The following is an 11,855-nucleotide window of genomic DNA, read 5'->3' on the forward strand; positions in this document are numbered from 1 at the left end:
GTCGGCGTGGATCACATCATGGCGGTGGCCGTCCGGTTTCCGTCCGGACGACGGCACTCCGCTGAGGGAGGCGGGCAAGGTGGGCGATTGTAGCCAGCGGTCGAAGCGCGGGCGAATGTTTTTCCCGGCCGGGCTCCGGGGCCGGGTCCGGGGGCCCTGCCGGTACCGCGCCCCGCGCCGCCGTGCCCCGCCCCGTCGGGTCCGTCCCGTAGGGGAGACCCCGTATGCCGGGAGTCGTACAGGTCACCAGGCCCCGAGTCGTACGTAGCGCTGTGTGAGGTTCCGCCCAAGGGTCGATGTGTACCGGCGGGCGTGAATCCATGATGGATGTATGAGTACAGCAGCCTTCACCCCAGCCCATGCCCCGCACGGCGCGTCACCGCCCGGCGCGACCGCCTCGGGGTCCGCCCCCCACCCCGCCCACCATGTCGGCAACGCCGTGCGCGCGGTCAAGGTCTTCGTGAGCACCGCGTTCCGGGTGGCCGTCCTCGGGGAGTACGCGGAGGAGGCCGGTATCACCCGTGGCCACCGGCTCTGAGGAGCGTGTCTGTGGGGCTTGTCCGAGGGGCTCGCGGGAGGCCCACGACCCCCTGATCCACTAGGGTCGCGGCCGTGACCTATCGGACCGTGACCCCCCGCTCACTCGCCGCAGCGGGCGTGCTCGCCCTGTCGCTGGCCGCATTCGCCACTCTCTGCGTCGCCCGGCACATCCCGATGGCCGACACGCTCGTCTACCGGGCGGAAGGCGCGGCCGTCGTCGGCGGCACCGATCTCTACGGGTTCACGGTCACCCGGTGGCAGCTGCCCGCCACCTATCCGCCCTTCGCGGCGATCCTCTTCGTCCCCACCACCTGGCTGCCCGTCGACGCCCTCAAAGTCGTCTTCGTCATCGGGAACGTCGCGCTGCTGGCCCTCTTCGTCCGGCTGTCCTGGCGGTTCGCGGGGCTGCCCGCCGGTCCTGTGCCCCTGCTCGTCGCCGTCGCCGCCGGGCTCTGGCTCGAACCCGTCTTCCAGACCGTCCTGTTCGGCCAGATCAATCTCGCCCTCGCCTGTCTTGTCCTCTGGGACCTGTCCAGACCCGAGCACGCGCTCGGCAAGGGCTTCGCCCTCGGGGTCGCCGCGGGCATCAAACTGACCCCGGCCGTCTTCATCGTCTATCTGCTGGTGACCGGGCGCGTACGGGCCGGGCTGACCGCCCTCGCCTCCCTCACCGCCACGGTGCTGCTGGGTGTGCTCGTACTGCCGCAGGCCAGCGACGAGTTCTGGACCCGGCGCGTCTTCGAGACCAGCAGGGTCGGCAAGGCGTGGATCATCGACAACCAGTCGCTGCAAGGGCTGCTGGCACGCGTCCTGCACACCCCGGAGCCGGGCGCGGTCTGGACGGTGGCCGCCGCGGTCACGGCGGCCGGCGGCCTGTGGATGGCGCGTACGGCCGTCGTACGGGCGGGGTCGGAGCGCTGGGGCGTACTGGTCACCGCGCTGACCGCGCTGCTGGTGTCGCCGATCAGCTGGTCGCACCACTGGGTGTGGTGCGTACCGCTGCTGGCGGTGCTGATCGCGGAGCGGCGGTTCCGTACGGCGGCGGCGGTCGGGGTGGTCTGGACGGCGCGCAGCTTCTGGGCCGTACCGCACGAGGGCGAGCTGGATCTCCGGCTGGCCTGGTGGCAGCAGCCGGTGGCGTCGCCGTACGCGCTGTGCGCCCTGGGGCTGCTGGCGTTCGCGGGCTGGCGTACGGGGACGGGCGCGGGCATGGCGCGGGCGGCCACGGGCCCGGCCCTGCCCACACCGCGCGCCGAGTCGGTCCGGACCCGGGTCCAGGGGTAACTACGCCAACGGGCACGGGCTGAGCACCCGCTTTACGCGGGACCCGGACCCGTGCCCGTACACCCGGGCCGCTACCCCGCGTCCGACCCGCGCCCCGCCTCAGCTTTCCGCTCTCAGCTTTCCGCTCTCAGTTCTCCGTGAGCAGCTCGTCCGCGTCCACGATCCGGTACGCGTACCCCTGCTCCGCGAGGAATCTCTGCCGGTGCGCCGCGAAGTCCTGGTCGATGGTGTCCCGGGCGACGACCGAGTAGAAGCGCGCCTCGTGGCCGTCCGCCTTGGGGCGGAGCACCCGGCCCAGGCGCTGGGCCTCCTCCTGGCGGGAGCCGAACGTACCCGACACCTGGATCGCGACCGTCGCCTCCGGCAGATCGATCGAGAAGTTCGCGACCTTCGACACGACGAGCACCGAGATCTCGCCCTGCCGGAACGCCTCGAAGAGCAGTTCGCGCTGCGCGTTGCTGGTCTCGCCCTTGATGACGGGCGCGTCGAGATGCTCGCCCAGCTCGTCGAGCTGGTCGATGTACTGGCCGATGACGAGGGTCTGCTCGCCCCGGTGCTTGCGTACCAGCGCCTCCGTCACCTTCCGCTTGGTCGCGGTCGTCGCGCAGAACCGGTACTTCTCCTCCGGCTCGGCGGTCGCGTACGCGAGACGCTCGCTGTCGGTGAGATTGACCCGTACCTCGACACAGTCCGCGGGGGCGATATAGCCCTGCGCCTCGATCTCCTTCCACGGCGCGTCGAACCGTTTCGGCCCGATCAGCGAGAAGACGTCCGACTCCCGGCCGTCCTCCCGTACGAGCGTCGCGGTCAGCCCGAGCCGGCGGCGGGCCTGGAGATCGGCGGTGAACTTGAAGACGGGGGCGGGCAGCAGATGCACCTCGTCGTAGATGATCAGCCCCCAGTCGCGGGAGTCGAACAGCTCAAGGTGCGGATAGACGCCCTTACGACGGGTCGTCAGCACCTGGTACGTGGCGATGGTGACCGGGCGGATCTCCTTCCTCGTACCGCTGTACTCGCCGATCTCGTCCTCGGTGAGCGAGGTGCGCTTCACCAGTTCGTGCTTCCACTGCCGGGCGGAGACGGTGTTGGTGACCAGGATCAGGGTCGTCGCCTTGGCCTCGGCCATCGCACCCGCCCCGACCAGCGTCTTTCCCGCGCCGCAGGGGAGGACGACCACACCGGAGCCACCGTGCCAGAAGCCCTCGACGGCCTGCTTCTGATACGGGCGCAGCGCCCAGCCGGTCTCGTCCAGCTCGATGGCGTGCGCCTCGCCGTCGACGTAACCGGCGTGGTCCTCGGCCGGCCAGCCCAGCTTGAGGAGCGTCTGCTTGATCTGGCCGCGCTCGGAGGGGTGCACGGCGACGGTGTCCGGGTCGATCCGGGCGCCGACCAGCGGCTGGACCTTCTTGGAACGGAGGATCTCCTCCAGCACCGGACGGTCCGTGGAGGTCAGGACGAGACCGTGGGTGGGGTGCTTGGAGAGGGTGAGCCGGCCGTAGCGCGCCATCGTCTCGGCGACATCGACGAGCAGGGCGTGCGGTACGGGATACCGCGAGAACGCCACCAGCGCGTCGACCACCTGTTCGGCGTCATGACCCGCGGCACGGGCGTTCCACAGCCCGAGCGGGGTCAGCCGGTAGGTGTGGATGTGCTCGGGAGCGCGCTCCAGTTCGGCGAACGGCGCGATGGCGCGGCGGCAGGCGTCCGCCTGCTCATGGTCGACTTCGAGCAGCAGTGTCTTGTCACTCTGGACGATGAGAGGTCCATTCACAGCGGCGCCCTTTCCGTTGCCAAACGACCAGTGTCGCGCATCCCGAGCGGATCCGGACCGGAGAACTTCCCAGGGCTTACGCCGACGTGGCGGGGGCACCAGGGTGCTATGACCGCTGAGACGGAAGGAACCGGGCCGGACAGAGCCGCGCGGACGGGTGTGTCCGGGGGCAGATCGCGGGGCAGGGCGCGCGGCAGGTCCCGGGAGGTGCCGGCGCGTGGGTCCGCGCGTATGTCGTCGCGTAAGTCATCGCGTATGTCATGGGGCCGGACCGTGGCGCGGATCCTCATCGTGTCCGTGGCGCTTGTCGCGCTGGTGGTCTTCTCCGCCGTGCTGGCCAAGCTGACACTGACGCCGTCCCCCGCGTCGGCCGAGATCGCGGGCGCCAATCTGCGGCCGGGGCGCTCACTGCGCCAGTACATGGAGGACTACACGTTCCTCGCCGCCTGCAAGCAGATCGGCGGCAATCTGGTCCTGGGCGCGCCCTTCGGGCTGCTGCTCCCGGTGCTCGTACCGCGCAGGATGCGCATGCTGCGGGTGGTGATGCTCACCGCGGTGGTGATGGTGCTGGTGGAGCTGGCTCAGGGCGCGATCGTCCAGGGGCGGGCCTTCGACGTGGACGATGTGATCCTGAACACAGGCGGCGCGCTGATCGCGTATCTGCTCCTGGGACGGCGGATCGGCCGGCGCTTCCACGCGCTGGAGGCGGTACCGGAGAAGCCGGGCAAGCCGAGCAGGGCGGGCAAGGCGGAGAGGCCTGGCACGTCGCGGAAGCCGAAGAGGCCGGAGAAGGCGGCGAGGGTGGAGAAGGCCGAGAAGGCGGCCAAGGCGGGCGAACCGAAGAAGCTGACGAGGCCGAAGATGCCGTGGACGCGGTCGGTGAAGCCGGTGAAGTCCGCGAAGCCCGCGAAGGGCAGGGCGACCGACTGACTCTGTTCGTGTACGAAATTGTTGTCCACATACTTGAAGAGCGTGCGGAGTGTCACTACCTTCCCGTGGTGGAAAGCGGCACCAGTGTTCCACCACCTTCCAGGAAGGCACTTCGCCCATGAAGAAGCCCTTGAGCCGCCGCACGTTCCATCACATAGCCATGACTCCCCTGCTCACGGCCCCGGCCGTGCTGCTCCCCGGGACCGCCGCCGCGGCGGCCGGCACCCCGGCCACCTCCATGGCGGGGCCGCCGCCGACGCCGCGCGCCGAGACCGTCCGGGCCATACGGCGGGCCGTCGCGTTCATGGACGGGACCGTCTCCTACAGAGGTGGCTACGTCTGGAACTATCTGCCCGACCTCTCCGTCACCTGGGGCGAGATGGAGGCCAAGCGCACCATGTGCTGGGTCCAGCCCCCCGGCACCCCGTCCGTCGGGCACAGCATGCTCGACGCGTACCACGCGACCGGCGAGGAGGTCTGCTACCGGGCCGCCGCGCGGACCGGTCTCGCGCTCGTCGAGGCCCAGCTCCCCGTCGGCGGCTGGAACTACATCCATGACTTCGCCGGTGAGGACTCCCTGCGCGACTGGTACGCGACCATCGGCGCCAACGGCTGGCGGCTGGAGGAGTTCCAGCACTACTACGGCAACGCCACCTTCGACGACGCGGGCACCTCGTCCGCCGCCCAGCTCATCCTGCGGCTGTACGCGGAGCGCCGCGATCCGCGCTTCAAGCGCTCGCTCGACCGCGTCATCGGCTTTCTGCTCGCCTCGCAGTTCAGGGGCGGGGCCGCCGACGGCGGCTGGCCGCAGCGCTTTCCTGCGTTCCCGGGATCGGTCAGCCGTACGCCCTGGCCCGAGAAGCGTCCGCCGTGGCTGCCCGCCGGGGTACGGCACGGCATGGAGGACGGCGAGTACACCCAGCAGGTCACCTTCAACGACGACGTCCTGGGCGAGAACATCAAGTTCCTGCTGATGTGCGTCTCGACGCTCGGGCGCCGCGATCTGATCGGTCCCGTCACACGGGCGATGGAGTGTCTGCGCCGGATGCAGCAGCCGGGACCGCAGGCGGGCTGGGGCCTCCAGCACCTCTCCCGGGCCAAGGGCGGCCGGCCCGCCGGGGCGCCGGCGGGAGCCCGCTCGTACGAACCGCGCGCCCTCGCCACCCACACCACCCAGACCAATGTCCAGCAGCTCTTCCACTACTTCCGGCTGACCGGCGACCGCGCGTATCTGCGCCGGGTACCCGAGGCCCTCGACTGGCTGGAGAGCTGTCGGCTGACGAGCGCTCAGATTGCCGAGAATCCGCTGCTGGCGGGCCGTACGCACCCGACCTTCGTGGAACTCGGCACGAACCGCGCGCGCTTCGTGCACCGCTTCGGCTCCAACATCCGCAACGGCGCGTACTACCACGACCACGACCACAGGGACACGCTCAGCCACTACTCGGCGGGACGCTCCGTCGACCTGGCCGGTCTGCGCGCGACCTACGAGGAACTGGCCGCGCTGACCCCGGCCCAGATCGCCGGTCTGCGCGCCCGGTCACCCCTGTCGCCCGCCAACGCGCACGGCGGGCGCATCCCGCTGCCGCGCTACTTCTCGCCGCGCGATCTCCAGCTGTCCGATCTGCTGCGGGACGCGCCGCTGCCCCTGCCGGCGGTGACGGACGCGGAGGCGGCGGCGCTGGTGGCCGGTCTCGGGACGCGCGACCACTGGCTGACGCCGATGGACGCGGTCACCAATCCCTACCGGGGGCCGGGCTCGGCGGAGCCGTACGACGGCAGGGCGTATATGAGCAAGCACGTCGGCGACACCCGCGACACCTCGCCGTACGGACCCATGGACCCGCCGCTGGAGCCGCCGTACCGGCCCGCCGAGCCGCCGCTGTGCATCAGTACCGCCGCGTATGTGGCGAACATGGCCAAGCTCGTCGGATACGTGGCGGCGCCCTGACGCCGGGCCGGGTGCGTGACGGCTTCTACGCGGGGTCGTCGGCCAGTTCGGCGACCCCGGTGATCCGGTGCAGCGGGTACGTACGGATCTCGTCCGCGGTGTGGTCGTACGCCGTCACATAACCGCCCTCCACCCGCACCGGGGCGATGACCCGCTGGCTGGCCGCGCCGTCCGCGTTGACGTAGCCGATCCAGACCGCCGAGCCCGTCATGGCGGCGGCCTGGACGGTCGCGAGGGTCTCGGCCGAGGTCGTACGGGGGAGTTCGCCGTTCCCGGTCGCCGCAGCAGCCGCGGCGGCGACCGCCGCCGCCGACAGGGGCGCGGACGGCTCCGGCACCTGGACCGGCTTGCGGACGACCGTGGCCGCCAGGTCCCCCGCCTTGATCGCTCTCACCGCCGCGCCGAGCAGCGTCGAGTCCGGCACCGGCGGCCCGTCCGGGACCGGCGCGGGCGCGGCTCTGGGCGGGGTCCGGTGGGCATGGGCGCGGGTGATCATCACATCGCCCTCGGCGGACTCGGCGGCGGGCGCGAACCCCATGGTGCGCAGCCCGTCGAGGAGCGTCGTCGGATCGGCGTGGGCGGCCAGGACGGTCGGGGCGAGACGGCGCAGCCGCAGCCCCTGCGACCGCTTGTCCGCGACGATCTCGTCGAGTACGGCCTCGTCGTCGCAGCGTACGTACGCGGAGGCCGAACCGACCCGGAGATGGCCGTGCTTGCGCGCCACATCGTCGATGAGATACGCGAGCGGCTGGGGAACGGGCGTGCGGCTGTGGGCCTTGAGGAAGTCATGCAGATCGGAGGCGGACTGCCCGGCGTCGAGCGCGCGCCGTACCGATCCCGGGGTGAACCGGTAGACGGTCGCCCCGCCCTTGGACTCGACATCGGCGGCGATGGAGAGCAGCTCGGCGAGCGGGCGCAGGAGCGGGCCCGGGGCGACGGCGGTCAGATCGGCCTGGAGCAGGACATGGTCGAGGGGTTCGGGGAGCAGCGGCGCGAGCGCGGCGGCGGCCCGGAGCCCGGCGGCGGTGAGTTCGGCGCTGGTGCGCACGGCGCCGTCCGCGTAACGCGGTCCGCCGAGACCGCCGTCGGCCGGGCGCGGTCCGCCACGGCCGGCACCGGGGACACCGATGACACCGCCGTCGCCGGAGCGCGGTCCGCCGAGACCCGCTTCCGCCGCGCGCGTGTCCGTCGTACGCGTGGCCGCCACGCCTGTGCCCGCCATGCCTGTGCCCGCCGCGCGTGTGTCACGGCCGTCCGGGGAGCTGCGCGCGAGCAGCGCCCGGCCGTGCGACGAGATCGCGCCCCGGCCGGTGACCCCCAGCATCTCGGCCTCGTTCAGGGTCCAGGCCGCGAGCCGTGAGCGCAGATCGTCGGACCGGCCGGCGGAGGACGCGCCGCGCAGCGGACGTTCCCAGCGCAGCCGCGCCAGCAGTGATTCGGGGTCGGGGGCCGTGCCCTCGGGGAGGGTGGCGAGGAGCTCCAGGATCCGGCGCCGTACCTCGGGCGCGGGACCGCGGTCCAGATCCGGGCCGAGGGCCGCGAGCGTCCGGCCCTTGCTGTCCTGGCTGCCGACCAGGCCCGCCGTACGGGTCGCCGTCAGCCAGGCGGTGGCGAGCCGGGCCCAGCGCTCGGGCGAGGACAGTTCCTGCCAGTCGTCGTACGCGGGTGTCGGCGCGTACCGCTCGTCCGGTTCGCCGTCCGTGGCCAGCAGCCCCGCCGTGTAGGCGAGTTCGACCCAGAAGGCGGCCACGGACTCGGAGACGTCCAGGGCGGCGGCGGTGCGCTTGAGATCGCGTACGGAGAGTCCGCCGGCGCGCAGGACGTTGGGACCGCCCTCGTTCCAGTCCTTGGCCAGCTCCTCGACGGTGGCGAGCGTGGTGTACGCCTGGGCCGCGGCCGTACTGTCCACGATGTGCGCCCGGTTTCCGGCGTTCGCGAAGCCGCCGAGCGAGCCGCCCGCCGAGCCACTCGCGGACCCGCCCGGCAAGACGCCTGCCGAGCCGACCGCCGAGCCGCCCGCCGTCTCGGAGGCGCGGGGCGCGACATCGGGTGCGACGGGCTCCGGCGTACGGTGCGCGCGCCCGGCGCGCAGATGCAGCGCGGCCTCGCGCGGCAGTACGACGGTACGGGTGGTCGCGGGCAGCAGCAGTCCGCGGTCCCGCAGCCACTGCACGGGCGGCGTCGGGCTCGATGTGACCTCTCCGTACGGCGGCCCCCACACCAGCCGGTCCAGCACCGAGAGCGCCTCCATCGGCGCGGTGTCGAGCAGGGCGGCCATCCGGGTGCGGTCGGTGAAGAGCGCGGTCAGCGAGGCGACGGCGGAGACCGGATCGTGGGTGGAGGGCAGCCGGGCCGCGGCCAGGATCTCCTGGAGCCGGCCGGGGGACATACCGGAGGTGGCCTCGGCGACGGTCGGACCGAGACCGGTCGGCGAGGGATGGACGGGGGACGGCGCGAGGAGTTCACGGGCGGTACGGACCAGCCGCAGCCGGTCGTCACCACCCCAGATCAGGGCCCGGTCACGGAGCGTGCGCACGGTGCCGGGCAGCGCCGCCTCGATCCGGGGATCGCCCTCGTCGCCGGTCAGCAGCGCGCGCAGCGTCTCGTACGGCGCGGGCTCCGGCGCGACGGCCAGCGCCTCCGCGGTCTGGAGCGTGAACCGGTCGAGGCGTTCGAGGGCCCGTACGACCGAGGCACGGGTGCCCGCGCGTGTCGCGAGCTGCGAGAGATCGCTGGGTACGGGGGTGAGCAGATCGGGCCGGGCGCGCAGCAGGGCGGCCAGGGAGTCGTCGCTCTGGGTACGCAGGGCCTCCGCGAGCGTCCGCGGTGGCGTACCGCCGGTTCCTTCGGGCACGTGCGCCTCCTGCTCAGCCTTCGCGGTTCCCCATCCGTTCCACGTTAGCCCCTGAGGGGCGCTCCGCCCGCGCCGCGGGGCCCGGGGTCGGCGGCGGGTGTGATGCCGAGTCTGCTTCGTACCTTCTCCGTACGGGGGGTACGGCGCGCGTGTTCGGGGTGGACGTTCGGGGATGACTCCGACACCATCGCGTGTGGCGGCGCGCTTGTGCGGAGGACTGTGTGGGGATCGAGAGCGACCAGCTCGTCTACGACTACCTGAGTCGTGTCGGTGACGCGGCGCAGCAGCGGCAGCTGCCGTCCGGGGACCGGATGCGGCTGGTGTCGACGCTGCGGAACGAGATCGACCGGCAGCGCGGGAAGTTCGGCGGGGACAGCCCGGCGGCCGTCCGCCGGATCCTGGGGCGGCTGGGCACACCGGACGCGGTGGTGGAGGCGGCGTCCTCGGACGGCGGGGACCGGCGCGGGGGATGGAGCCGGGCCGCCGAACCGGAGGAGCCCCGGCCGGCCGTGCCCGAGCAGCGGAAGACGGAGCCGGTCTTCACGGAAGAGGACCTCGTTCTGCCGGAACAGCGGACGGGCCCGCGGCCCGCGGCCTTCGGCGAGCCGGACTGGTGGCGGATCGGACTGGGTCCGATGGACGCGGGGGCGGGCGAGCGGGGGATCCTGGCGGGGATCGAGATCCCGGAGATACTCGTACCGCCGCCGGAGGATCCGGACGAGAAGAAGGACGGCGAGGGCGCGGAGGGCGGCGGAGCCGCCGGGGACAAGGCGGCGGAGTCGTCGGCCCGTGCCCGCTGGCGCGCGCTGCTGCGCCGCGGGAAGGCCGGGACCTCCGGTGCCTCCGGGACCTCCGGGGAATCCGGGGACGAAGCCCCGGAGGGGCAGAAGGCAGCCAAGGCTCTCAAGGCCCAGGCTGCCAAGGCTGCCAAGGCCCAGAAGGAGGCCGCCCCGAAGAAGGCCGGACTCTCCAACCCCTTCCTGCTGCTGGCCGCCGCGCTGCTGGTGGTGGGCGCGATCGCCGGCACCTGGCTGGCCCTGATCGGCGGCTGGCTCCTCGCGTACGCCTCCCGGACCCTCTCCCGGGCCGAGGCGAAATGGGCGGTCTTCGGCCTCCCCGGCGTCTCGGCGGGCGGGGGCCTGATCTGGCTCTGGGGCCGCCTGGACGGCCGTTGGGGCGCCCCGATCCCGGACACCGCCATGGCCGAGGCCCTCGCGGACACGTGGCCACCGGTCCTCCGCACGGCGGCGGTGGCCTCGGCCCTGTACCTGATCTGGCGGGCCCGCCGCCGGTAGACCCGGCGTCCGGCGGAGCCGGCCTTGGCGCGGGTGGGCAGATCGGGCCCGCCCGCGTGCGGAGACGAACCGTCACCGGGCGGGCTCGCGTTCACGGACGGGAAGCACGCCGGGCGGCGCCGTCCGGCCACACCACGTCCACCGGGAGACCGGCCTCGCGCGCCTCGATCACCACATCCGCCGTGCCGCCGCCCTTGCCGGTCGGGGGCTCGCCGTTCCACACCGCGACCAGCCGGTCGGCCCGCTTCAACAGCTCCGCGTTGGCACCCTCGTATGCCGCCCGGTTCGCCGTCTCGTACGGCATCACCACAACCTCGGCCGCCTCCCGCACCAAGAGATCGAAGACCGGAGCGTGGTCCGGCTTCACCTTCTTCTCCCGGTAGTCCCGAGAGGGAATCACCACCACCAGCCGCCCCCCGAGCGCACGGACCTCCTGCGCGAACAGACTGTCGGCCCCGGCCGCGATGCACGACACCCCGGTGAGATCCCCGCGATACGCCACCAACACCTCACGCAGCGCACCCCGCACGAGCGCCACGCTTTCCTCGGTGAGGTCCATGTGCCCGGTCACAGCCAGCGTCGTCATACGTTCCACCAGTCAATTCGACTCAGGTCGCGGATACCAGCTTCCGGACCATAACGGCATACAGCGGGGAGTCGTCGGAGGGCTTTGCCTCGCCTGCCTTGCTGTAGTTCCAGCGCTCGTACAGAGCCTGGACTCTGGGGTGTTCGGTGTCCACCGTGAGTGTGACCATGTCGGCGGACACCGAGCTGAGTAACGCGTCGTGGATCTGCCGCGCACGTCCGGTGCCGCGCCACTGGGGAATCACCATGAGTTCGGACAGAGCGAACACGGAGCCCCTGAGGCCGGAAGGACGCCGGTGCCCCTTCCACCAGCCGCCCGGCTTGAACATCGAACCGTACGCGTAGCCCACCGGGCCGCCCTCCTCCCAGCCGGAAACGCACTGCCAGTCCTCCCGCGAGGACCAGAGGTCGACAAAGTAGGAGAAACGCTCACGCAGGTGGAACGGATCCGGATCACCGGCGTACACCTCGTCATGGATGTCCAGCAGCAGCGAACGCACATCCCGCGCGTCCGCGTGCGTGTAGCGCTTCAGATCCATGGGGCGGACTCCTCGATCCACGCTCGGCGGCTTCGGGGGCTGGGCCCCGTTGCGGCGCGGCTCATGTGCGGGGTGTTGCGTTAGGCAGGTCGGGGCGGGGCCTGAG

At 72.1% G+C, this 11,855-nt stretch carries 9 protein-coding genes; 5 read left to right on the forward strand and 4 right to left on the reverse strand.

Annotated features, from left to right (window positions below; translation table 11 throughout):
- Positions 1 to 331 precede the first annotated feature (331 nt).
- Together ACWGDX_RS14165 and ACWGDX_RS14170 are read left to right on the forward strand one after the other, a co-directional pair.
- On the forward strand, positions 332 to 538 hold the full coding sequence (locus ACWGDX_RS14165) for a hypothetical protein (RefSeq protein ID WP_363082752.1): 207 nt from the start codon (positions 332 to 334) through the stop codon (positions 536 to 538).
- Positions 539 to 612: 74 nt separating this feature from the next.
- Positions 613 to 1,824 carry a glycosyltransferase 87 family protein gene (locus ACWGDX_RS14170; RefSeq protein ID WP_453625384.1) on the forward strand — a complete coding sequence of 404 codons (1,212 nt, stop codon included), beginning with the start codon at positions 613 to 615 and terminating at the stop codon, positions 1,822 to 1,824.
- Positions 1,825 to 1,951: 127 nt separating this feature from the next.
- Here the strand turns inward: ACWGDX_RS14170 and ACWGDX_RS14175 are convergent, their stop codons facing one another.
- On the reverse strand, positions 1,952 to 3,595 hold the full coding sequence (locus tag ACWGDX_RS14175) for a DNA repair helicase XPB (protein WP_453625386.1): 1,644 nt from the start codon (positions 3,593 to 3,595) through the stop codon (positions 1,952 to 1,954).
- Between the two features lie 255 nt (positions 3,596 to 3,850).
- Between ACWGDX_RS14175 and ACWGDX_RS14180 the strand changes: the two genes are divergently transcribed.
- Both ACWGDX_RS14180 and ACWGDX_RS14185 read left to right on the forward strand, forming a co-directional pair.
- Positions 3,851 to 4,525, forward strand: coding sequence for a VanZ family protein (locus tag ACWGDX_RS14180; protein WP_453625388.1), 675 nt, complete (start codon positions 3,851 to 3,853; stop codon positions 4,523 to 4,525).
- A gap of 118 nt (positions 4,526 to 4,643) precedes the next feature.
- Entirely contained in the window at positions 4,644 to 6,476 is a 1,833-nt protein-coding gene (locus ACWGDX_RS14185; RefSeq protein WP_453625390.1) for a pectate lyase, read from the forward strand.
- Between the two features lie 25 nt (positions 6,477 to 6,501).
- On the opposite strand, the gene ACWGDX_RS14190 is transcribed toward ACWGDX_RS14185, so the two are convergent.
- Positions 6,502 to 9,330, reverse strand: a complete 2,829-nt coding sequence (locus ACWGDX_RS14190; RefSeq protein ID WP_453625392.1) for a helicase-associated domain-containing protein — start codon at positions 9,328 to 9,330, stop codon at positions 6,502 to 6,504.
- A 221-nt stretch (positions 9,331 to 9,551) separates the two neighbouring features.
- On the opposite strand from ACWGDX_RS14190, the gene ACWGDX_RS14195 reads away from it, so the two are divergent.
- The gene (locus ACWGDX_RS14195) at positions 9,552 to 10,625 is read left to right on the forward strand and encodes a hypothetical protein (RefSeq protein ID WP_453625394.1); all 1,074 of its coding nucleotides are present in this window, start codon (positions 9,552 to 9,554) and stop codon (positions 10,623 to 10,625) included.
- A 91-nt stretch (positions 10,626 to 10,716) separates the two neighbouring features.
- Here ACWGDX_RS14195 and ACWGDX_RS14200 read toward each other — a convergent pair whose 3' ends face one another.
- Together ACWGDX_RS14200 and ACWGDX_RS14205 are read right to left on the reverse strand one after the other, a co-directional pair.
- Positions 10,717 to 11,211 (reverse strand): hypothetical protein, encoded by a 495-nt coding sequence (locus tag ACWGDX_RS14200; RefSeq protein ID WP_453625396.1) that lies wholly within the window; start codon positions 11,209 to 11,211, stop codon positions 10,717 to 10,719.
- Between the two features lie 22 nt (positions 11,212 to 11,233).
- The gene (locus ACWGDX_RS14205; protein ID WP_453625398.1) at positions 11,234 to 11,749 is read right to left on the reverse strand and encodes a GNAT family N-acetyltransferase; all 516 of its coding nucleotides are present in this window, start codon (positions 11,747 to 11,749) and stop codon (positions 11,234 to 11,236) included.
- Positions 11,750 to 11,855 lie beyond the last annotated feature (106 nt).

This window comes from Streptomyces sp. NPDC055025 (assembly GCF_053608565.1).